The sequence below is a fragment of the Niveispirillum sp. FG156 genome (genome assembly GCF_057809555.1).
Genome location: NZ_JBMDKE010000009.1, coordinates 138,936 through 160,230, shown reverse-complemented (window position 1 = coordinate 160,230; position 21,295 = coordinate 138,936). Strand labels below are relative to the sequence as shown.

The following is a 21,295-nucleotide window of genomic DNA, read 5'->3' as shown; positions in this document are numbered from 1 at the left end:
GGGCCAAAAGCCCGATCACTCACCGGCTTTCAATGATGCCACCCTGACCGCAGTGCCCGTGGCCCCTGGGTCCCGGCGTTCGCCGGGATGACGGGAAGGGGCACAAGCAAGAAAGAACTCCAATGCCCTATCTGTCTGCTGGCGACGATCAACTTTATTATGAGACCCATGGCGAGGGGCCGGCCATCGTGCTGGCCCACGGGGTGGGTGGCAATCATGCCATTTGGTTCCGGCAGGTGCCGGTTCTGACCAAGGCCTATCAGGTGGTGCTGTTCGACCATCGCGGTTTTGGCAAGTCCACCGACCGGGCCGGCCTGGGCCGCAGCGCCTTTGCCGATGATCTGACCGCCTTGCTGGACCATCTGGGGCTCGACCGTGTGGCGCTGGTGGGGCAGTCGATGGGGGCGGGGACCTGCATCAATTTCGCCCTGCGCCATCCGGGCCGGGTCGCGGCCCTGTGTATCGCGTCGTCCCTGCATGCGGTTGCGGAGGAAGGCGACGTGGCCGACCTGATGGCGGCGGCGCGGGCGGCAAGCAATGACCTGCCCCAGCTTGACCGCGTCCTTGGCGCGCCGTTCAAAGCGCGGGACCCGGAATTGTCCTGGCTCTACGCCGCCTTGTCTGGCTTCAACGGAACCGACCGCAAGGGCCTGAAGGGCAGTTGGCCGCGCGCTGTGCCGCCCGCCCTGCTGGGCAGCCTGGGTTTCCCCATCCTGTTCATTGCGGGGCACCTGGACCCTGTCTTTCCCGTCGACGCCATCCGGGCGGTACAGGCGCAGGTGCCGGGCAGCTTCTTGGTGGAAGTGCAGGACACGGGCCATTCCGTGTTCTATGAACGTCCCGTCGAATTTAATGACAGCCTGTTGAGCCTGTTGCAGATGGCGGGGTTCAAGGGGCGTCGCAAGTCCGTCCATTCCAACAGCGCCGGGTACAAGCCGGTCGTCGCGTGAAAGAGGTCATTGCCATGAAGCCGCCCGTGCTGCTCTATGCCTGCCCCACGGTGGATCAGGAGGCCTGGGTCAAGGCCCTGACGACCGCCTGGCCCGGCATCGACATCCGCCTGTGGCCGGAAACCGGCGACAAGGCGGAGATCGACTATGCCTTTGTCTGGAAACAGCCGGCGGGCATCCTGTCCGATCTGCCGAACCTGAAGGTGATCTTCTCGCTTGGCGCCGGCGTCGAACATGTGCTGACCGATACGACGTTGCCCGCCGATATTCCGCTGGTGCGCATGGTCGATCCCACGCTGGTCACCGGCATGGTGGAGTTTGTGTTGATGCAGGTCCTGCATTATCACCGCTCCATGCCGGACTATGCGGCACAGCAACGGGCGGGCATCTGGAAGCAGTTGCCGCAGCTTCTTCCGTCCGAACGCCGTATCGGCATCCTGGGCATGGGCGAACTGGGAGCGGCTTGCGCCAAGGCGCTGACCGGGTTCGGGTTCGATGTGGCGGGGTGGAGCCGGACGGCCAAGGACCTGCCTGGCGTGCGCGGCTTTGCCGGGCAGGAGCAGTTGGATGGGTTCCTGGCCCAGACGGATATCCTCGTCTGTCTGCTGCCCCTGACCGATCAGACGCGCGGCATTCTGAACCGTTCCACCTTATCGACCCTGCCGCGCGGTTCTTATCTGATCAATGCGGCGCGTGGCGGGCATCTGGTGGAAGATGATCTGATCCCGCTGCTGGATGCCGGCCATCTGTTGGCGGCGACGCTGGATGTCTTCGCGGTGGAACCGTTGCCGGTTTCCCACCCTTTCTGGACCCACCCGAAGATCACGCTGCTGCCGCACGCGGCGGCCCTGACCCATCCGGGAACTGCATCGCGCATCGTGGCGGCCAATATCGACCGTCATCGGCGGGGCGAGCCGCTGCACAATGTTGTGGACCGTACGCGCGGCTATTAATCCTCGTCAGCCCTTGTCCAGGGCGCCGGGGAACCGGTCCACCTTGCGCAAGGCGGGGAACAGAACGCACCACAGCGCCACGATCACCAGCGTGCCGACACCACCGACGATCACGGCGGGGCCGGCACCCCACCAATGTGCCGTCAGGCCGCTTTCAAACTCGCCCAGCTGGTTGGATGCGCCGATGAACAGGCTGCTGACGGCGCTGACCCGACCGCGCATGTCATCGGGCGTTTCCAGCTGCACCAGTGACTGACGGATGAAGACGCTGACCATATCCACCGCGCCCATGACGATCAGGGCGATGCCGGCGATAATGGCCGATGTCGTCGATCCGAAGATGATGGTGCCGACGCCGAAGGCGGCAACGCAGATGAACAGCACCCGCCCCACCCGTCGCCGCACGGGCCAGAAGGCCAGCACCAGCCCCGTCGCCAGCGCCCCGACCGAGGGGGCGGCGCGCAGGATGCCAGCCATGACGGGACCGGCATCAAACTGATCCTTGGCCAGCACGGGCAGCAGCGCCGTTGCCCCGCCCAGCAGCACCGCGAACAGGTCCAGCGAGATGGCGCCCAGCACGATGGGCTTGCCCCAGATGAAGCGGAAACCCGCGAACAGGGTTTCCAGGCTGACCTTCTTCACCGCTGCCGGCGCGGTCTTGGGCGGCAGCTTGATGAACCGGACCAGGGTGAAGGCGACCATGAACAGCAGGGCGCACAGCGCGAAAACCCAATGGCCGATGAAGCCGTAAAGCAGCCCGCCCAGCGCCGGCCCGACAATGGAGGCCCCCTGCCAGGCCGACGAATTCAACGCCACCGCGCGCGGAAAAATGGCGGGCGGGATCAGATTGGGCACCAGCGATGCCGCCGCCGGCATCTCAAACGCGCGGGCGGTGCCCAGGATGGTGACCGACAAGAAGGCTGGCCACAGCGCCTTGGTATTGTCATCCCAAAGCGCCATCCACAGCACAAGCATGGCGACGATTTCCAGCCCCTGGCAGACATTGATCACGCGGCGGCGGTCGAACCGGTCGGCAACGTGGCCCGTGACCAGGACCAGAAGAATGGAGGGCAGAAATTCCGCCAGCCCAATGAAGCCCAGCGCCATGGCGCTGCCCGACACGTCATAGACGCGCCAGCCGGTGGCAACGATCTGCATTTGCAGGGCCAGGATGGCGCAGATGCGGGCAAACCAGTAAAGCCGATAGGGGGTGTAGGCGAAGGGGCTGGTCGGCTGATCGACCGGGGAGGCATCGGACATGGGACCGGGGCAGGTAACGGGCGACAGATGGAAACTATGCGCCCCGGCCTTGCGATCCGTTAAGGGCGGTTCCTGCAACGCTGGGCCGCGCCCGGTGGCGGCGTTGAAAGGCGGTAGGATTTCGCGTATATATGGAGGCGTCCTGACGGTGCGCTAACACCGCCAGGACATTCCTTCCTACCAGCAAATCTCCAGCTTCAGGGAAACACCCAGAAACCGGAGATGCAGGCGGAGGGTTTTCGGATGTGTCAGCATCCTACCTCCTCCGTGGCGGGGACGGCCCATCCGTCCCCTTCAGCCACGAAAGAATGAGAAGGCGTCATGTCTGGTTGCAGTCAACTGTAATCAGGTATGGCGCCTTTCTTTTTCAACCGTATGCGACATGCGAAATAGGTTCGGTCCCGCCCCCTCGCGCTCTATGATGGGCCCCTGGCTTTCAGGGGGAATGCATGTCGATCAAGGATGATGTCGTGGTTCGCGTGGCGCAGCGCCGCGACGTGCCGGAGATGGTGGCGCTGCTGACCGATGACATGCTGGGACAGGGGCGGGAAGGGGCCGCCGACCTGGAACCCTATTACGAGGCCTGGGACGAGATCATCCTGGACCCCAATGCCGAAATCCTGCTTCTGGATATGGATGGCCGCGTGGTGGGCATGGCGCAGCTGAACTATGCGCGGGGTCTGGGCCGCAAGGGTATGCGTCGTTGCACCATCGAGGCGGTGCGGGTGGCCTCCAACCTTCGCTCCAAGGGGCTGGGCGCCATTCTGATCGAAAATTGCCTGGATATGGCCCGCGCCCGTGGCTGCGGCATGGTGCAGTTGACCACCGACAAGCGGCGGACCGATGCGCACAGGTTCTACCAGCGCCTTGGCTTTGATGCTTCGCATGAGGGCATGAAGCTGTATTTGTAACAGACGGGTGCCAGTGTGGGGCACCCGTCTTTGACCAGGAGATTGCCGTAAATGAGCACCGCTTCCGCCGTCCCCCCCGTCCGCGTCGCGATTCTGGGCGCTTCCGGCTATACAGGGGCGGAGCTGATGCGATTGCTGCTGCGCCATCCGCGTGTCCGCATCACGGCCCTGACGGGGGAACGCGCCGCCGGCAAGCCGGTGGCCGACGTGTTCCCGCATCTGGCCCCCTATGACCTGCCGGCCCTGACCAAGATCGCCGACGTGAACTGGGGCGAGGTGGATTTCGTCTTCTGCGGCCTGCCGCATGGCACCACGCAGGAGGTGATCGCCGGCCTGCCCGCCCATGTCCGCGTCTGCGACCTGTCGGCGGATTTCCGGCTGTTCAATGTCGACACCTATGCCGAATGGTATGGCCACGCGCACAAGGCCGTGGACCTGCAGGAAACCGCTATTTACGGCCTGTCGGAGGTGGCGCGCGAACAGGTGGCCACGGCCCGGCTGGTGGCCAATCCCGGCTGCTATCCGACGGCATCGCTGCTGCCGCTATTGCCGCTGCTGAAGGACAGTCTGATTTCCGCCGATGACATCATCATCGATGCCAAGTCGGGCGTGTCGGGTGCGGGCCGCGATGCCAAGCAGGGCAGCCTTTATTGCGAAGTGGCGGAGGGCATGCATGCTTATGGTATCGCATCGCACCGCCACGCGCCGGAGATTGAACAGAGCCTGGGTTGGGCTGCGGGGCGCGCCGATATCCGCGTCGCCTTCACCCCGCACCTGATCCCCATGAACCGGGGCATGATGGCCACCACCTATGTCCGCCTGAAGGACGGGGTGGATGTCGCTTCCCTACGCGCCAGCCTGGAAAAGGCCTATGCGGGAGAGGCGTTTGTGAAGGTGCTGGCACCCGGTGTCGGTCCGCAGACGCGGCATGTGGCCGGGTCCAACCTGGCCCTGATCAATGTCTTTGCCGACCGTATTCCGGGCCGCGCCATCCTGGTCTCCGTCATCGATAATCTGATGAAGGGCGCGTCGGGTCAGGCTGTTCAGAATTTCAACATCATGAACGGGTTTGATGAAACCTTGGGCCTGGATGTCGTACCGGTGTTCCCATGATCCATACGCGCCCCATCCCCACCATCCTGCCCTTCAAGGGCAAGCTGCCCGTCATCGACCCGTCGGTATTCCTGGCCAATGCCACGGTTATCGGCGATGTCGAGATCGGGGCCGGGACCAACCTGTGGTTTGGTGTCACCATTCGTGGTGACGTCAATGCCATCCGCATTGGCCGCAACAGCAACATCCAGGATGGCAGCGTCGTCCACTGCACCCGTGAACGGTTCAGCACGACCATTGGTGACAATGTCACCGTCGGCCACCTGGCCCTGCTGCACGGCTGCGTGGTGGAGGATGGGGCGTTTATCGGCATGAAGGCCTGCGTCATGGATGGCGCCGTGGTCGAGGCGGGTGCCATGGTCGCCGCCGGTGCCCTGGTCACGCCGGGCAAGCGGGTGAAGGCCGGCGAATTGTGGGGCGGCAGCCCCGCTAAATTCCTGCGCGCCCTGACCCAGGATGACATCAGGATACAGATGTCCATCGCCCCGCATTATGCGGAAATGGCGAAGGTCTATCTGGATGAGGTTGGGGGCGGCGTCAGCTAACGCGGGCGCATCCCCTCCATCAAAATCCCGATGGAGGTATCGATCCAGCGGTCGATGGGGGTGAAGTTGCTGTCGCCCTTGGTGATGACCAGGGATACGATGCCATGGCCCATGGCCCAGACGCTGTCGGCGAAGCCTGCCGGGTCGTCGGCGCGCAGCAGGCCGGCGGCGACCAGCCGTTCGATGCCGGTTTGCAGAATGCCGAAGGACTGCATCGCCTTGACGGTTTTCTGGGCCACATCCTCCGGCACCTCGCCAGCGCAGGGCAGGCCGCGATGGCCCAAAGTGGGGACGAAGCGTGACAGGCTGCTCATGAAGACCAGCCTGTATTCGTTGGGGTGCGCCAGGCCATAGCGCACATAATTGATCATCAGCTGTCGCAGCAGGCCCAGCGGGTCTGTCGCCGCGTCCGGCGGCACCGTCATGGCCGCCACCAGACCATCGAAGAAATCCGCCGCGATGGCGGTCAGCAGCGCTTCCTTGTCGGCGAAATGGTCATAGATGGCGGTGGGCGTGATGCCGGCAGCATCCGCGATGCGGCGCATGCTGGCCTGTTCAAACCCCTGCGTCACGAACAGGTCGCGGGCCACGGTCAGGATCTGGGCGCGCCGTTCGGCGGCGGGAAGCCGTGTCCGCTTGCCCGGATTTGCTGCACGCCCACCTTTTTCGTTAACCATGCCATCAACCTTCAGAATCCCTATTGACCTATAGCGCGTTCGGACTAAACCTAACACCGTAAACTTATCGCCGTTAGGTTAGGTGTGCCATGCTGCGCGCGTCCATCCCGCTGATCCTCGCCCTTGCCCTGTCCGCCTGTGGCAAGGCCAATCCCGATACGGCACAAGCGGCGCCTGCCGCCCCACCCGTGCCCGTATCGGTCAGTGTCGCCCGCCCGGCACCGGAGGCGCAGATGGTGAAGGCCACCGGCAGCGTCGCCTTCAAGCGGGAAATCCCGCTTTCCTTCAAGGTGGCGGGCAAGGTGGAGGGGTTTCAGGTCGATATCGCCGACCCGGTGACACGCGGTCAGCGGCTGGCGCGCATTCAGGTGACGGAGGTGGACGCACAGCTTCGCGCGGCGGATGCCCGTGTCACCAAGGCACGGCAGGATCTGGATCGGCTGCTGCCGCTGGTTGCCAAGGGCTTTGTTGAAAAGGCGCGGGTCGATGCCGCCAAATCGGCGCTGGATACGGCGCAGGCCGACCGCGACGCCATCGCCTTCAACCGGGGCCTGTCGGAGATTGCGGCCCCCGCCGATGGCGTGGTGCTGGCCAGGCCGCTGGAACCGGGGCAGATCGTGCCCGCCGGCACCACGGCCCTGGTCATCGGGGATCGTGAAAGCGGGGTGATCGTGCGGGCGGGCCTGTCCGACCGCGACGTGGCCCGCATCGCCACCGGCAATACCGTCGAACTGGACCTGCCGGAAGGCAGGCTGACCGGTCACGTCACCCGCATCGCCGCCAAGAGTGCCACGGGCACCGGCGTCTTCGATGTGGAGGTGACCTTGCCCGAGGCGCCGGCCTATCTGTCCAGCGGTCGCATCGTTACCATGCATATCGCGCCGCGACCCGGTGGCGCTGCCCCGCCGCTGGCGGTGCCAGCATCCGCCATCATTGAGGGGTTCGGCGATCTGGCCACGCTTTATGTCGTGAAGGCCGATGGCAAGGGCGTGGAACGGCGGCAGGTGAAGGTGGCGGGATTGCGCGGCGCCGATCTTCTGGTGGCGGGCGGTCTTGCGCAGGGCGAACGCGTCGTCTCGGCCGGTGGTGCCTATCTGCGGCCCGACAGCGCCATCACCATCGCGCCGGCGGGGAAGTGAACCATGGGCAATATCGCCGCCTTCTCCGTGCGCCAGTGGCAATTCACCCTGGTGCTGTTCGCCATGCTGGCCGCCATGGGCGTCAGCTCGCTTCTGTCCATCCCGCGTGCAGAAGACCCCAGCTTTCCCATCCCCACCATCCTGGTGGTGGCCGTGCTGCCGGGCGCCGATACGATTGACCTGGAAAAGCAGGTCACCGACCCACTGGAAGATGCCATCGACAGTCTGGATGACATCAACAAGATCACCTCGCGCACCCGCGACGGGGTGGCCGTGATCACGGTGGAGTTCGACTGGTCCAGCGACGCGGAGCGCAAGTATGATCAGGTGGTGCGGGAGGTCAATGCCATCCGCCCGACCCTGCCCGCCGGCCTTGTCCGGCTGGAAGTGAAGAAATTTAACACCGCCCTGACCAACTTCATGCAGGTGGCGCTCGTCGGTGACGGCGCCTCTGCGCTGGAACTGCGTAAGCGGGCCGATGATCTGCGCGATATTGTCGACCGTGTTCCCGGCGTCTGGGAAAGCGAGATCTGGGGGGAGGAGCGGACGGAGGTGCGCGTTGCCGTCGATGCCGGGCGGCTGGCCGAACTGCGCCTGCCCGTTACGGCGGTGGCCGACGCCTTGAAGGCGGAAGGTGCGGCGGTTCCGTTGGGGGCTCTGCATGCCGGGGAACGCCGCTTCACGGTGAAGACCGAGGGTGATTTCGACACGCTGGACGATATTGCCGATACCGTTGTCCGGGCATCCGATGGCCGGGTGGTGCGGGTGCGCGATGTCGCGGATGTCACCTGGGCGGCGGATGAGGCCAACCATATTGCGCGCTTCAATGGCAAGCGGGCGGTGTTCGTCACCGCCAATCAGAAGCCGGGGCAGAACATCTTCGAGCTGAAGAAGAATGCCTATGCCGCGCTGGATGAGTTTGAGCGGTCGCTGCCGTCCAACATCAAGCTGGAACGCGGCTTCGATCAGTCAGAAAACGTATCCAAGCGCCTGTCGGCCCTGTTCCGGGATTTCGCCATTGCGCTGGGGTTGGTGCTGATCACCTTGATCCCGCTGGGCTTGCGCGCCTCGCTGGTGGTGATGCTGGCCATTCCGCTGTCGCTGGCCATCGGTGTGACGGTGTTGCAGTTTGCAGGCTTCACCTTGAACCAGCTCTCCATTGCCGGTTTCGTCCTGTCGCTGGGCCTGCTGGTCGATGACAGTATTGTGGTGACGGAGAATATCGCCCGGCATCTGCGTATGGGCAAAAGCCGGGAAGAGGCGGCGATTGAGGGCACGCGACAGATCGCGGTGGCGGTTCTGGGCTGTACGGCCACGCTACTGCTGGCCTTCCTGCCCCTGATGTTTTTGCCCGAAGGGTCGGGCAAGTTCATCAAGTCGTTGCCTGTATCGGTGCTGGCGACGGTGGCCGCATCCTTGTTCGTGGCGCTGACCATGATCCCGTTCCTGTCCGCCCGCATCCTGTCGCGGCATGAGCATCCGGAGGGGAACAAGGCCCTGCGGATGGTCATGGGTGCCATCCATGCCGTCTATCGCCCTGTGCTGCACCGGGCGCTGGAACGGCCCGACATCACGGTGCTGATCGCGACCATCCTGTTCGCCGGGTCCGTCGCCCTGGTACCGCGCATCGGGTTCAGCCTGTTTCCGTCCGCCGACATTCCACAATTCCTGATCGAGATTGACCTGCCCGACGGCGCGCCCCTGGCGGAGACGGATAAAGCCGTGAAGTTCGTTGAGGAACAGGTGAAGCAGATGCCGGACGTGCGCTTTGTCATGGCCAATGCCGGGCATGGCAATCCCCGCATCTATTACAACATCACCCCGCGGGAGGATGACCCCACGCATGGCGCCATCTTTGTCGGTCTGACCGAATGGAAGGGCCGGCAGAGTACGGCGGAACTGGACAAGCTACGCGCCCGGCTGGCCGCCTATCCCGGTGCCCAGATCATTGTACGGGTGTTTGAAAACGGTCCGCCCATCGAAGCCCCCATCGCCGTGCGCATTCTGGGTCCCGAATTGCCGGTGCTGAAGGAACTGGCGGCCAAGGTGACGTCGATCATTGAGGGCACGCTTGGTTCGCGCGACGTGGTCAACCCGCTGCGCCTCGACCGCACCGACCTGGATCTTGGGATCGATCTGGACAAGGCCGGTGTTCTGGGCGTGCCGGCGGGGGCCGTGGACCGCGCCGTGCGCCTGTCCCTGTCGGGGGAGGCGGTGGCGACATACCGGGAAAGCGACGGCGACGATTATCCCATCACCCTGCGCCTGCCCATGGAGGGGCGGCATGAACTGTCGGTGCTGGGTGATATCCGGGTGCCGGCTGCAGCAGGCGCGGTGCCCCTGTCCGCCATCAGCGACCCGCATTTCATCACCAGCCCGGCCCGCATCGACCGGTTCAACCGCGAACGCGCCGTCACCATCACCGCCTTCACGGCCACGGGCCACAATACTGATCGTGTTGCCCGTGCCATCGGTGAACAGCTGTCGGCCCTGGGCCTGCCACCGGGTTATCGGTTGATGACGGGCGGGGAGGCAGAGACGCGGTCGAAAAGCTTTGCCGGCCTGTCGGGGGCCATCCTGGTGGCCATGTTCGGCATCATGGCCGTCCTGATCCTGGAATTCCGCAGCTTCGCCACCACCGCCGTTGTGGCCGGTGTCATTCCGCTGGGCATCATCGGCGGCATGGTGGCCCTGTTCGTGACGGGTTACACCTTGTCCTTCACAGCGGTCATCGGCTTCATCGCGCTGATCGGGATTGAGATCAAGAATTCGATCCTGCTGGTCGATTTCACGACCCAGCTGCGCCGGGCCGGCACCCCGCTGAAGGCGGCGATTGAGGAGGCGGGGGAGGTGCGTTTCCTGCCCGTCCTCCTGACCTCCGTCACGGCCATCGGCGGGTTGATGCCCTTAGCGCTGGGCGGGTCGGGCCTCTATTCACCGCTGGCCGCCGTCATCATCGGTGGTCTGGTCTCCTCCACCGTCCTGTCACGTCTGGTGACGCCGGCGATGTATCTACTGCTGGCGCCCAAGGAGGTGGAATGAGTGTTGGGGGTGTGCTGTCAGCCGTGGCCGACAGCACACCCCCAACCCTTCAATGATGCCCCATCGCCGCCGCCTTGCCGTCGGTGCCGGGCAGGACGATCTGCACGTTCTGCATCATGCCCTTATCCTCGTGATCCAGGATGTGGCAATGCAGCACGAACTCGCCAATATAGCGGTTATAGCGAGTTCGGACCGTGATGATGGCGTTGGGGTCGGTGATCAGCGTGTCCTTCCACGTTCCCTGCATGCCCGCATAGATACCGTCCGTCCATTCCGGTCCCGGCGTGCCGTCGGGATTCTTCTTCCGGATCGACAGGATCTGGAACGGGTTCACATGGATGTGGAACGGGTGGTTCGCCCGCTTGGAATTCAATATCCATTGCTGTGCGGTGCCCAGGACCAGGGTCTGGTTCACCACGGCGGGGTCATATTCCTTGTCATTGACGGTGAATTTGGTATCGGGCGTGCTGGTGTCGATATTGAAGGTGATGGGGATGTCAGGCTGGCCCCATTTGGCGATTTCCGCGTCCGTGATGGTCGGATGCGGAACATATTTCGTCAGCTTCAGGTTCTTCGGGTCTTCCAGATCGCGCATCACCGTTTCCCGCACCGGCCCCTGCAGGCGTGACGCCCCCTCCAGCAGTTTGGCCTGCACCAAGGCGTCGGTGCTGGCTACCTTTTCGCCGGTCGCCTCGATGACGCCGATGATCTTGGGATTATCCTCGCCCGCCACCTGATCGGTGCCGCTGCTGTCATCATAGACGCAGTAGCGCCCGGCCTCCGGCAGCACGAACAGGATGTCGCTGCGGTAACCCGGCTGCAGGTTGTTGACCGTCTTTGTGAAGACCTGCGGACGGGTCAGGCCGTCGGTCGCCACCTCATACTGGGTGACGTCGATCCCGGTACAGGACTTGGCCACTTCATCCGCCGCCGCCTTCACATTCTTCACCAGGCCGGTCGCGGGCGCCTTCGCCCCCATCTTACGGACACGCAGGTTGATGGTTTCCTCCACACCGGCATGGATCAGCCGCCAACGGTACATCTGGCCCGTCTTGGCTTCCATCTTGGGGCGGACGATGCCGTTGAACATGGTGAAACGCCCGCTCTTTCCCCAGGCCTTGGGATCGAACTGCGCGTCGAAATTCTCGACCTTGCCGATCTGATCATCGGCGCAGGTCCAGGTGCCGTTCGGGCCGCTGGTCTGGAGAATACCATCCTTGAAGCAGGCATAGGGGATCTGCTGGATCAGCATCACCTGACCGGCGAAATCGCCATTGGCCGTTACCGGCTGCAACAGCGTGTCCAGGTCGCCATTAGACAGTTCCGATGGCGCTCGGCTGCCTTTGATCACCAGGGCGCCGGCCATACCGCTGCCCACCTGGATGGAGGTGGAGCCATGCTTGTGCGGGTGATACCAGAAGGTGCCGGCGGGGTGATCTTCCGGCACATTGTACTCGTACTGGAAATTCACCCCTGGCTCGATATTCAGCAGGACATTGTCGCTGTTGCCGGTCGGCGAAACCCACAGGCCATGGCTGTGCAGGTTGGTGTTGTTGAAACAGTGCGGCTGGTTGGTGAGATAGGGTTTGCCCGTACTGGGGTCGATGCCGCATTTCGGCTCCGCCGGTAACTGGTTCAGCAGGCTGATGCGCACCGTCTGACCGGGTTCCATCAGGATGGTGGGGGCCAGGAACTGATCGCCATAGGAACGCAGCCGCACCTTGTCATTCTTGCCCGTGGACGGGTTGAAGATGGTGCCGTCGGTATATTTGATGGGCAGGACATAGTGGATTTCACGGCCCTGCTGAATGGCGGCGTTCAGGGCGCCCAGCGACAGAAGATTGTAGCCCTGTGGTTTTTCCTGATCGCGCGGCTTCTGTTCGTCCGACTTCAACACCGATGGTGCCTTCAACAGGCGCGGCGGCTCTGCCGACACGCTGCCGCACGCCGTCAGCAGCAGGCCTGCGCCAACGAAGGCCGCACCCCCACGCCACATGCTCCGGTCCTGTCCCATCTGCCCCCTCCTCGATCTTGGATAAGGGCAGTAATATGACTTAGGCACCCGGCGTAGAGCAATCTCAATCAAAGCAAGAATGAGATGGACGTTTATACGCGCATCAGGGTGCTTTTATCGTCGCGTCCTCTGGCCCGACCAGCCCGCCGGACACCACCATCTTCAACCCATCCTCCACACTCATGGCCAGCGGCTTCACCTGATTGCGCGGCACGAACATCAGATAGCCGGAGGTGGGGTTGGGGGTGGTGGGCACGAAGACATTGACCCAGTCGCCGCCGCCCAGTGCCTGCTGCAGGTCACCCTTAGTGCCGCCGGTGACAAAGGCGATGGCCCAGGCGCCGGGGCGGGGGAACTCCACCAGCACCACTTCGCGGAACGCGTCCGATTTCTGGGCTAGCACGGTTTCAAAAACCTGCTTCACCGCTGAATAGATGCCGCGCAGCACCGGCATCCGGCCCACCAGCGCCTCGCCGAGTCGGACCAGCAGATTGCCGACCACCCCCGCCGACACCATCCCCACCAGGACCAGGAAGACCAGCAGCAGCAGCAGGCCCAGCCCCGGAAGGGTGAAGGGCAGAAACTGGTCGGGGTGATAGGGGGTGGGCAGCAGGCTGTCGACCAGATTATCGACCCCGTCCACGACCAGCCAGGCCAGATACAGCGTGATGGAAATGGGGGCGGTGACCAGGATGCCGGTGAACAGATAGGCCTTCAGCCGGGCCGCCAGCGTCAGGTGCAGGCCCGCGAACCGCGCCCGGCCTCGCCGCTGTTCCCCGCCATCGGTTCCGCTCATGCTGGTCTCCATCCGCCGTTGCTGCAAAAACAGGGATGTAACCGTAGCGGTTTGCAGGCGAACGGCCTAGATATACATTCCAATGACCGTATCCCAAGCCCGGATAGACGACGTGAGCGACGCCCATAACGCCAATCTTGACCGGATTGAACTGCTGCAAAGCCTGACGGCGGAGGCGCGTGCCGCCATCGCGCGCCAATGCAGTTGGCGCCACTTCCATCCCCATGAACAGATCGTGGACCGGTCGTCCGACAGCCGCGATGTCTGTCTGATCGTAGAGGGGCGGGTTCGCGTCGTGAACTATTCCCTGTCGGGGCGCGAGATCACCTTCGATGATATCGATGCCGGTGGTTATCTGGGCGAATTGTCGGCCATCGATGGCGGCCCCCGCTCGGCCAGCATCGTGGCGCTGACCGAAACGCAGGTCGCCTTCATGTCGCCGCGCCTGTTCCTGGAAACGGCGACCAACCATCCGGGTGTGGCCGCCAAGGTCATGCACCGCCTGACCCAGATCGTGCGCGCCTCCACGGGCCGTATCATGGATCTGTCCACTCTGGGCGCCAATAACCGCGTGCATGCTGAATTGCTGCGCCTGGCCAAGGCCGGCCTGCGCCCGGACGGCAAGGCCGAAATCACGCCCGTGCCCATCCATTCCGACATCGCGTCGCGCGTGTCGACCACGCGTGAGACGGTGGCGCGCGTGATGAGCGACCTGTCACGCGACAATATCGTCATCCGCCAGGGCAACAGTCTGGTCGTTCCGGACTTTGAGCGGCTGGAGGAAATGGTGGAAGAGGTGCGCGGGGATTGATGGGCAGCATCCCGTCCCGCGCAAGGGGCCGGAATATGAAATTTGCCGAGTGTAGCCTTTCGGACACGTTTTTTGCTTTTCAAACGGCTCGTGAAGGGCTATAAGAAAGTGACTTGACCGTTGCATAAGGGCAACGGTCAGGGACTTTACCTCCTTATGAGGCTCCCTTCATCTCTGGCCGGCTGCGTCTCGCAGCCGGCTTTCTTTTTTGGCTGAGGTACAGATTGTGCGCCTGCGGCTGGCGCTGTGCAATGGGGATCGGGTTTCGCGGCCCAAGAAAACCGCCTCCCCGGCGAAGGAGAGGCGGTCGTAATTTGTAGGATCAGATCTTGGCGATGCGCAGATTGTTGGTGCTGCCCGACTGGCCGAAGGGGATGCCGGCGACGATGACGATCCGTTCACCGGGACGGGCGAACTCTTCCTTCACGGCCAGGGTACGGGCGCGGTCCACCATCTCTTCATATGTGCCGACATCGACGGAATGGATAGCGTGCGAGCCCCAGACGAGCGCCAGACGGCGGGCCACACCCTCATGCGGGGTGGTGGCCAGCACCGGCACGTCCGGACGCTTGCGGGCGATACGGGCAACGGTATTGCCGCTGGACGTATAGGCGAAGATGGCAGCGGCATCGATGGTGCCGGCCAGATCGGCGGCCACACCGGCGACGGCATGCGACGGGGTGTGATCTACCTCCGGCTCCAGCGCCGTGATGATGGGGCGGTATGTCGGGTGATGCTCCGTGCTGGTGATGATGCGGTTCATCATTGACACGGCTTCCACCGGATACTGGCCCGACGCACTTTCGGCGGACAGCATGACGGCATCGGCACCATCATAGACGGCGGTGGCGACGTCGGAGGCCTCGGCGCGGGTCGGGGTGGGGCTGGCCACCATGCTGTCCAGCATCTGGGTGGCCACGATCACCGGCTTGGCGGCCAGGCGCGCGGCGCGGACCAGTTCCTTCTGACGGCCGGGCACATCCTCATGCGGGATTTCAACGCCCAGGTCGCCTCTAGCCACCATGATGGCGTCGGACAGGCGGATAATATCCTCGATCTTGTCCAGCGCCTGCGGCTTTTCGATCTTGGAGACCAGACCGGCCTTGTCACCGATCAGGGCCTTGGCCTCAATCACGTCGGACGGGCGCTGCACGAAGGACAGGGCGATCCAGTCCATGCCCAGCGACAGGCCAAAGGCCAGATCGGCGCGGTCCTTCTCCGTCAGGGGCGACAGGTCCAGGGCGGTGCCCGGCAGGTTCACGCCCTTGCGGTTGGAAATGACGCCGCCGACAATCACCTCCGCCGTGATCTTGTCATCCGTCACGCCACGCACCCGCACGCGCACGCGGCCATCATCGATCAGCAGGTCCTGGCCTGGCATGATGGCCTTGAAAATCTCGGGATGGGGCAGGGGGATATTGTCCTTTCCGCCCGGTTCCTTGCCCAGGACAAAGGTCACCTTCTCCCCATTCACCAGCTCTTCCTTGCCGGCGGTCAGGGTGCCGATACGGATCTTGGGACCCTGCAAATCCTGCAGGATGCCGATGGGACGGCCCACTTCCTTTTCCAGGGCGCGGATGGCGGCGTGGACCTTGGCATGGTCCTCATGGGTGCCGTGGCTGAAATTCAGGCGGAACACGTCGGCACCGGCCAGGAACAGCTCCTTCAGCTTTTCCGGCGTATTGCTGGCCGGGCCGACGGTGGCGACGATCTTGGCGTGGCGGTGGCGGCGCATGGGCGATCCTTGAGGCTCTGGTGGCGCAATAATCTTATCGGGGCGTGCGCGCCCCATCGTTCCCATGCCTTATAGCATGGTTCGCGGGGAATTTGATCCCCCCAGTTACAAGAATTCGATGTCAGTTTGGTAATTCAGTTACCAGAACAACGGTTCCCGCGCGGTCGTGCAACAGGATGCAACAGAAAATGAAGGGGTGTTGCAGGGGGGGGGCGGGTCTTTGGACAAAGTCCGACCGCTGTCTGGCGCAGTGTAGCATTGTGCGGTGGGGAAGTCAGCGGTTGGATAGGGCTGCGTGGTTCCCTCACCCTCCCATTGACGGGCGTCAATAGGCCCCTCCCTCTCCCACCTTCGTGGGCGAGGGGCGGAACTTAACGTTTTGCCCTATTTTACCCCTCGCCCACGAAGGTGGGAGAGGGAGGGGCCCGAACGCGCAAGCGTTTGGGAGGGTGAGGGAACACCCTCCTCCCAACCAATCTCACCCGCGCGCGGGACGGCGCAGGAAATCTGGAGTCCAGTCACCACCGGAAGCCTCCGCCCCCTCACGGGCCGGACGCTGCGGCTTGGCGGCACCGTCGCGGGCGGGGCGGTTGTCGGCGGTCTGCTTGGCGGCGGGGCGGGAATGCTGCTGCGGCTTGCCCTGCTGGGCCGGGCGCTGTCCCTGGCCCTGGGGGCGTTGGCCCTGACCCTGCGAGCGGGGACCCTGGGGGCGCGGCTGCTGCGGCCGGGCGCTCGGGGTGGCGGACGGGTTGCCAGATGGGTTTGCCGTGCCCTCGGCGCGGGGCGCGTCGGTGCGCGGGCTGTCGCCGCGTGCCGCCTCGGCGTTGCGCGGCTGGCCGCGATGGCCACGGCCCTGCTGCGCGCGCTCGCCCGGCTGGCCCGCCGGCTTGGGACGGTTGCGCTTGGGGCTCGGCTGCGGCGGGCGTTCGGGCTTCAGCTGCGGCAGGACGGCGGCGGCGGCGGGTTCCATCGCGTGGCGCGGGATCGACTGTCGCGTGACCTTCTCGATCTGCTTCAGCAGCGGACGGTCGGCGGGCGTGACCAGGGAAACGGCGGTGCCGGCCCGGCCCGCGCGGCCCGTGCGGCCAATGCGGTGGACATAGGCGTCGGGCACTTCCGGCAAGTCATAATTGAAGACGTGGGTGATCAGGTCCACATCGATGCCGCGCGCCGCAATGTCGGTGGCGACCAGGGCGCGGGTCTTGCCGGCGCGGAAGGAATCCAGGGCGCGTTCGCGGGCATTCTGCGACTTGTTGGCGTGATAGGCATCGGCATCCAGGCCGGCGCCCGCCAACTGTGCCGCCAGTTTATTGGCGCCATGCTTGGTGCGGGTGAAGATGATGGCGGTCTCTACCGCCGGATCGGACAGCAGCTTCACCAGGGTCGGTGCCTTCTGCGCCATGTCCAGATGGATCACCGACTGATCGATGCGTTCCACGGTGGTGGCGGGCGGCGTCACCTCCACCCGGACATGATCATGCAGCAGGCTTTCGGCCAGACCGGAGACGTCATTGGGCATGGTGGCGGAGAAGAACATGGTCTGGCGGCCCGTCTTCGGCAGCTTGGCCACGATCTTCTTCACCGCCGGCAGGAACCCCATGTCCAGCATGCGGTCCGCCTCGTCCAGGACGAACAGGGCGATATTGTCCAGCTTGCACTTGCCCTGATCCATCAGGTCGATCAGGCGGCCCGGCGTGGCGATCAGGATATCGACGCCGGCGGCCAGCGCCTTCAGCTGCGGATTGATCGAGACACCACCATGCACCACGGCATTGGTGAAAGGCAGTTGCACGCCCAGCAGGTCGAACACGGTACCGACCTGCAGCGCCAGTTCGCGGGTGGGCAGCATGATCAGGGCGCGGGGATAATGCGGACGGGCGCGTTTATCCGCCTTGGTCAGGGCCTGGAGCACCGGCAGGGCAAAGGCCGCTGTCTTGCCCGTACCCGTTTGGGCCAGACCCAGCACGTCACGACCGGCCAAAGCGGCGGGCAGGGCCTGGGCCTGGATCGGGGTGGGGGTGGTATAGCCCGCCGTGGCCAAGCCGGCGGAAAGCGGGGACAGCAGCCCGAGGCCGTTGAAATCTTGCATGTGAGGAAACGTAACCCTGTAACCGGCCCGGCGCAGGATGCAGCCGAACATCATAAGCACCACCGGAACGGTGGCGGCCCGATGGGCGGCGGTTCCAGAATGTTGCGTTATGGGTGCCTTATCGCATGGGTTTGTGCGCTGCGACAAGGGCGGTTGGCGGGGGGCAGGGGTGCGGTTGGGGTGGGCGTGGGTTTGGGCTTTGGCGGGCATGGCCGCCGTTTACCCCGCCACATCCCCCTTCATAGCCCCCACCGCCTTCCCGGCGAAGGCCGGGACCCAGGGGCCAAGCGCCCGACCTTTCAGCAGCTCTTATGAACGCACCGCCGAGGTTTGAACTTGTGGCCCCTGGGTCCCGGCCTCCGCCGGGAAGGCGAAAAGGGGCGGCGGATCACTTCATCCGAAACCGGTTGCGCAGGCCGAGGCCGATGAGGAAGAGGAGGATCAATGCAATAATACCTTGCATCATAAGGAACATCTGCATTCCAGTAGAAGGGGTCTTGGGCAGGCCTTCCATAATTTCCTTTCGAATGCCGAAGCTACCAAGAGAGTTCGCGATGCTGATCAATAGCGCCTTATCCCAAGTCATTTCGGGGGCATAAAATGTCATCATGATATTCCAGCCAATAAGTATGAGATCAAAAAGCCATAGTGTCGGCAAAACTACGCTTTGGCCATAGTCACAGGTCCACCCAAATAGGGAAATAGGGAGTCCTTTTAGGTTCCCAAGCTCGACCTTACGGCACTCTAATTCCTTAGAGAAGAACATGAGTTCATCATGATGTCGTTTTTGTTTATCCATCTCTAACTTGAGGCAGCTATAGGCGTCGGTGAGGCCTTCTACCTGTGTAATCTCTAGTCCTTGAAGACTTGGCCAAGTCACCCGGCGCCAGTTCGTGCGCTGGTGCAGCGTGGCGCCGTCGAGCTGGGGCGGCGATTTATCAAACCGGCAGCTATCAAAGTTGGTCGGAGCCTGAAATTTTGCATCTGTAAAATCCACTTTATTGTAAAAATCAGCATTGCTGAAAGCAGCATACCGATGACACTTTATGTCACTGAACACAGCTAAATCAAAAAACTCGGCTTGTTCAAATTTGACGCCGGATGCGAAATTAGATTTATAAAAACTAACATAATTCTTAAATTTACACTGATCAAAATCAGCAGATCCAAGAAATATTGCCCTTGAAAATGTTGATATATCGTAAAAAGCAGAGCCACTAAAATCAACATTAAAAAATATATACCCTGAAAAATCAACTTCATCTAAATATTCACAGTTATTTAATATTGCAAATCTGGACATGATTGGTGAAATACAATTAGATTTAGATACTTTTCTGTACAATTTTTCAATTTCAATCATTTCATTTTCGTCAAATGGAATTATATTCTGATCATAAATGAAATCTTTCAAAAACTTCCGATCTTCGTCCTTCAACAAAGAAGCATGAAAGCGATTCCAGGTTAAACGATTTTGATTTTGAACTTCTGGATTGGTAATGCTTCCAACACCATGCAGAGTCGCCAACAGATACCATGGGTTCTGCTCAGCGGGGGTTAGTGCTGAAGTTTCTGTGCTCGCGGTCATGGATACTGCGTAGGGTTGAGTTGTGTGACGCATACAGAATACGACACCGAGCACGCGAAAGACAGAGTGCCGGTCGAGGTGGCAAATTTCGCTGGATGCCCCCCTCCCCGGCCCCCGTCCGAAATCTCGCGCAAACCCCGCTACCCCTGTCCGAACTTCCAGACAAAACCCACCCCCGCCCCGCGCCAACCCCTTGATTCCTCTGCATCCCTGCCCCTGGCACAGCACATGCCTATAGCCCCCCGAAGGCGGGACGGGGCCAGGCGGCCTCCCAACCCGGCGGAAACGGATTATTGGGAGAAGCGACATGGCCCAGGGTGCCAGCATCGCCGCCAGCCCGGCGGCGCCGAAAAAGTTCTATCAGAGCCTTTATGTGCAGGTGCTGGCGGCCATCGCCCTTGGCATCGCGCTGGGGCATTTCTACCCGTCGGTGGGTGAAAGCATGAAGCCGTTGGGCGATGCCTTCATCAAGATGATCAAGATGTTGATCGCGCCCATCATCTTTCTGACCGTCGTGCATGGCATTGCCGGCATGGAGGATATGAAGAAGGTGGGGCGGGTTGGGTTCAAGGCCCTGATTTACTTTGAGGTTCTGACGACCGTCGCCCTGGTTCTGGGCATGGTGATCGTCAATGTCTGGCAACCGGGGGCCGGCATGAATGTCGATCCCGCCACGCTGGACACCAAGTCCATCGCATCCTATGCCGCCAAGGCGCAGGAGCAGGGGACCGTCGCCTTTCTGATGCATATCATCCCCACCACGGTGGTCGGTGCCTTTGCCGAGGGCGAGATTTTGCAGGTGCTGTTCATCGCCATCCTGTTCGCCTTTGGCCTGCAAAGCCTGGGTGACAAGGGCCGGCCCATGCTGCACCTGATCGATCAGGCGTCGGGCATCTTTTTCAAGATTGTCGGCATCCTGATGAAGGTCGCCCCCATCGGCGCGTTCGGGGCCATGGCCTTTACCATCGGCAAGTATGGCGTTGATACGCTGATCTCGCTGGGGCAACTGATGGCCGCCTTTTATGTCACCTGCCTGATCTTCATCTTTGGCGTGCTGGGTGTGGTGGCGCGGGTCTGCGGTTTCTCCATCACCCGCTTCATCCGCTATATCCGTGAAGAGCTGCTGATCGTGCTGGGCACGTCGTCATCGGAAAGCGCCCTGCCGCGCCTGATGGCCAAGCTGAACAAGCTGGGTGTGGAAAAGTCGGTCGTGGGTCTGGTCGTACCCACCGGTTATTCGTTCAACCTGGATGGCACCTGCATCTATCTGACCATGGCCGCCATCTTCCTGGCCCAGGCCACCAATACCGAGCTCAGCATCTGGCAGGAGCTGGGCATTCTGGCAGTGCTGCTGCTGACCTCCAAGGGTGCGGCGGGGGTGACCGGATCGGGCTTCATCGTGCTGGCCGCCACGCTGGCCACCGTAGGGCATATCCCGGTGGCGTCCATCGCCCTGATCCTGGGTGTGGATCGCTTCATGTCGGAGGCGCGCGCGCTGACCAACCTGATCGGCAATGGTGTCGCCACGCTGGTGGTGGCCAAGTGGGAAGGGGCGCTGGATACGGCCAAGCTGCAGGCCGAACTGGCAAACCCCACGGGGATCGAAGAGGCTTTGGAGCGCCCGCGCGCCGTGCTGGCCCCGGCGGAGTAAGGGTTATGCGGCAAAGGCCCC

The 21,295-nt window shown here is 62.8% G+C and carries 16 protein-coding genes; 9 read left to right on the top strand and 7 right to left on the bottom strand.

What is annotated here, in order from left to right:
• The first annotated feature begins 122 nt into the window (after window positions 1-122).
• Both ACODSP_RS07815 and ACODSP_RS07810 read left to right on the top strand, forming a co-directional pair.
• A complete protein-coding gene (locus tag ACODSP_RS07815) occupies window positions 123-950 on the top strand; it encodes an alpha/beta fold hydrolase (protein ID WP_488965054.1) in 828 nt (275 codons plus the stop codon).
• 14 nt (window positions 951-964) lie between these two features.
• Window positions 965-1,903, top strand: a complete 939-nt coding sequence (locus tag ACODSP_RS07810; protein WP_488965053.1) for a 2-hydroxyacid dehydrogenase — start codon at window positions 965-967, stop codon at window positions 1,901-1,903.
• Window positions 1,904-1,909: 6 nt separating this feature from the next.
• On the opposite strand, the gene ACODSP_RS07805 is transcribed toward ACODSP_RS07810, so the two are convergent.
• The gene (locus ACODSP_RS07805) at window positions 1,910-3,163 is read right to left on the bottom strand and encodes an MFS transporter (RefSeq protein ID WP_488965052.1); all 1,254 of its coding nucleotides are present in this window, start codon (window positions 3,161-3,163) and stop codon (window positions 1,910-1,912) included.
• Window positions 3,164-3,612: 449 nt separating this feature from the next.
• Here ACODSP_RS07805 and ACODSP_RS07800 point away from each other — a divergent pair, with 449 nt between their 5' ends.
• The 3 genes from ACODSP_RS07800 to ACODSP_RS07790 are packed head-to-tail and all read left to right on the top strand — an operon-like array spanning window position 3,613 to window position 5,732.
• Complete coding sequence (locus tag ACODSP_RS07800; RefSeq protein WP_488965051.1) at window positions 3,613-4,074, top strand: GNAT family N-acetyltransferase; 462 nt, start codon at window positions 3,613-3,615, stop codon at window positions 4,072-4,074.
• A gap of 51 nt (window positions 4,075-4,125) precedes the next feature.
• Window positions 4,126-5,187 carry an N-acetyl-gamma-glutamyl-phosphate reductase gene (gene argC, locus ACODSP_RS07795; RefSeq protein ID WP_488965050.1) on the top strand — a complete coding sequence of 354 codons (1,062 nt, stop codon included), beginning with the start codon at window positions 4,126-4,128 and terminating at the stop codon, window positions 5,185-5,187.
• Window positions 5,184-5,732: a gamma carbonic anhydrase family protein gene (locus ACODSP_RS07790; protein WP_488965049.1), complete on the top strand. Its 549-nt coding sequence runs from the start codon at window positions 5,184-5,186 to the stop codon at window positions 5,730-5,732. The genes argC and ACODSP_RS07790 overlap by 4 nt, the downstream gene beginning before the upstream one ends.
• Here the strand turns inward: ACODSP_RS07790 and ACODSP_RS07785 are convergent.
• Complete coding sequence (locus tag ACODSP_RS07785) at window positions 5,729-6,409, bottom strand: TetR/AcrR family transcriptional regulator (protein WP_488965048.1); 681 nt, start codon at window positions 6,407-6,409, stop codon at window positions 5,729-5,731. The genes ACODSP_RS07790 and ACODSP_RS07785 overlap by 4 nt on opposite strands.
• Window positions 6,410-6,498: 89 nt before the next feature.
• On the opposite strand from ACODSP_RS07785, the gene ACODSP_RS07780 reads away from it, so the two are divergent.
• Window positions 6,499-7,548, top strand: a complete 1,050-nt coding sequence (locus ACODSP_RS07780) for an efflux RND transporter periplasmic adaptor subunit (protein WP_488965047.1) — start codon at window positions 6,499-6,501, stop codon at window positions 7,546-7,548.
• Window positions 7,549-7,551: 3 nt separating this feature from the next.
• Window positions 7,552-10,590: an efflux RND transporter permease subunit gene (locus ACODSP_RS07775; RefSeq protein WP_488965046.1), complete on the top strand. Its 3,039-nt coding sequence runs from the start codon at window positions 7,552-7,554 to the stop codon at window positions 10,588-10,590.
• A 49-nt stretch (window positions 10,591-10,639) separates the two neighbouring features.
• On the opposite strand, the gene ACODSP_RS07770 is transcribed toward ACODSP_RS07775, so the two are convergent.
• Window positions 10,640-12,604 (bottom strand): multicopper oxidase family protein, encoded by a 1,965-nt coding sequence (locus ACODSP_RS07770; protein WP_488965045.1) that lies wholly within the window; start codon window positions 12,602-12,604, stop codon window positions 10,640-10,642.
• 103 nt (window positions 12,605-12,707) lie between these two features.
• On the bottom strand, window positions 12,708-13,400 hold the full coding sequence (locus tag ACODSP_RS07765; RefSeq protein ID WP_488965044.1) for a DUF502 domain-containing protein: 693 nt from the start codon (window positions 13,398-13,400) through the stop codon (window positions 12,708-12,710).
• A 112-nt stretch (window positions 13,401-13,512) separates the two neighbouring features.
• Between ACODSP_RS07765 and ACODSP_RS07760 the strand changes: the two genes are divergently transcribed.
• A complete protein-coding gene (locus ACODSP_RS07760) occupies window positions 13,513-14,211 on the top strand; it encodes a Crp/Fnr family transcriptional regulator (protein ID WP_082372236.1) in 699 nt (232 codons plus the stop codon).
• 322 nt (window positions 14,212-14,533) lie between these two features.
• Here ACODSP_RS07760 and pyk read toward each other — a convergent pair whose 3' ends face one another.
• The 3 genes from pyk to ACODSP_RS07745 form a co-directional block, all read right to left on the bottom strand.
• Window positions 14,534-15,946, bottom strand: coding sequence for a pyruvate kinase (pyk, locus tag ACODSP_RS07755; RefSeq protein ID WP_488965043.1), 1,413 nt, complete (start codon window positions 15,944-15,946; stop codon window positions 14,534-14,536).
• A 478-nt stretch (window positions 15,947-16,424) separates the two neighbouring features.
• On the bottom strand, window positions 16,425-18,035 hold the full coding sequence (locus ACODSP_RS07750; protein ID WP_488965042.1) for a DEAD/DEAH box helicase: 1,611 nt from the start codon (window positions 18,033-18,035) through the stop codon (window positions 16,425-16,427).
• Between the two features lie 388 nt (window positions 18,036-18,423).
• Complete coding sequence (locus ACODSP_RS07745; protein WP_488965041.1) at window positions 18,424-19,623, bottom strand: pentapeptide repeat-containing protein; 1,200 nt, start codon at window positions 19,621-19,623, stop codon at window positions 18,424-18,426.
• Window positions 19,624-19,930: 307 nt separating this feature from the next.
• On the opposite strand from ACODSP_RS07745, the gene ACODSP_RS07740 reads away from it, so the two are divergent.
• Window positions 19,931-21,274 carry a dicarboxylate/amino acid:cation symporter gene (locus tag ACODSP_RS07740; protein ID WP_488965040.1) on the top strand — a complete coding sequence of 448 codons (1,344 nt, stop codon included), beginning with the start codon at window positions 19,931-19,933 and terminating at the stop codon, window positions 21,272-21,274.
• Window positions 21,275-21,295 lie beyond the last annotated feature (21 nt).

Coding starts and splice junctions, on each gene's coding strand:
- ACODSP_RS07765 (WP_488965044.1), bottom strand. CDS start 13,400: ATGAGCGGAACCGATGGCGGGGAACAGCGGCGAGGCCGGGCGCGGTTC.
- ACODSP_RS07770 (WP_488965045.1), bottom strand. CDS start 12,604: ATGGGACAGGACCGGAGCATGTGGCGTGGGGGTGCGGCCTTCGTTGGC.
- ACODSP_RS07780 (WP_488965047.1), top strand. CDS start 6,499: ATGCTGCGCGCGTCCATCCCGCTGATCCTCGCCCTTGCCCTGTCCGCC.
- ACODSP_RS07800 (WP_488965051.1), top strand. CDS start 3,613: ATGTCGATCAAGGATGATGTCGTGGTTCGCGTGGCGCAGCGCCGCGAC.
- ACODSP_RS07740 (WP_488965040.1), top strand. CDS start 19,931: ATGGCCCAGGGTGCCAGCATCGCCGCCAGCCCGGCGGCGCCGAAAAAG.
- pyk (WP_488965043.1), bottom strand. CDS start 15,946: ATGCGCCGCCACCGCCACGCCAAGATCGTCGCCACCGTCGGCCCGGCC.
- ACODSP_RS07785 (WP_488965048.1), bottom strand. CDS start 6,409: ATGGTTAACGAAAAAGGTGGGCGTGCAGCAAATCCGGGCAAGCGGACA.
- ACODSP_RS07815 (WP_488965054.1), top strand. CDS start 123: ATGCCCTATCTGTCTGCTGGCGACGATCAACTTTATTATGAGACCCAT.
- ACODSP_RS07805 (WP_488965052.1), bottom strand. CDS start 3,163: ATGTCCGATGCCTCCCCGGTCGATCAGCCGACCAGCCCCTTCGCCTAC.
- ACODSP_RS07790 (WP_488965049.1), top strand. CDS start 5,184: ATGATCCATACGCGCCCCATCCCCACCATCCTGCCCTTCAAGGGCAAG.
- ACODSP_RS07810 (WP_488965053.1), top strand. CDS start 965: ATGAAGCCGCCCGTGCTGCTCTATGCCTGCCCCACGGTGGATCAGGAG.
- ACODSP_RS07775 (WP_488965046.1), top strand. CDS start 7,552: ATGGGCAATATCGCCGCCTTCTCCGTGCGCCAGTGGCAATTCACCCTG.
- ACODSP_RS07750 (WP_488965042.1), bottom strand. CDS start 18,035: ATGCAAGATTTCAACGGCCTCGGGCTGCTGTCCCCGCTTTCCGCCGGC.
- ACODSP_RS07745 (WP_488965041.1), bottom strand. CDS start 19,623: ATGACCGCGAGCACAGAAACTTCAGCACTAACCCCCGCTGAGCAGAAC.
- argC (WP_488965050.1), top strand. CDS start 4,126: ATGAGCACCGCTTCCGCCGTCCCCCCCGTCCGCGTCGCGATTCTGGGC.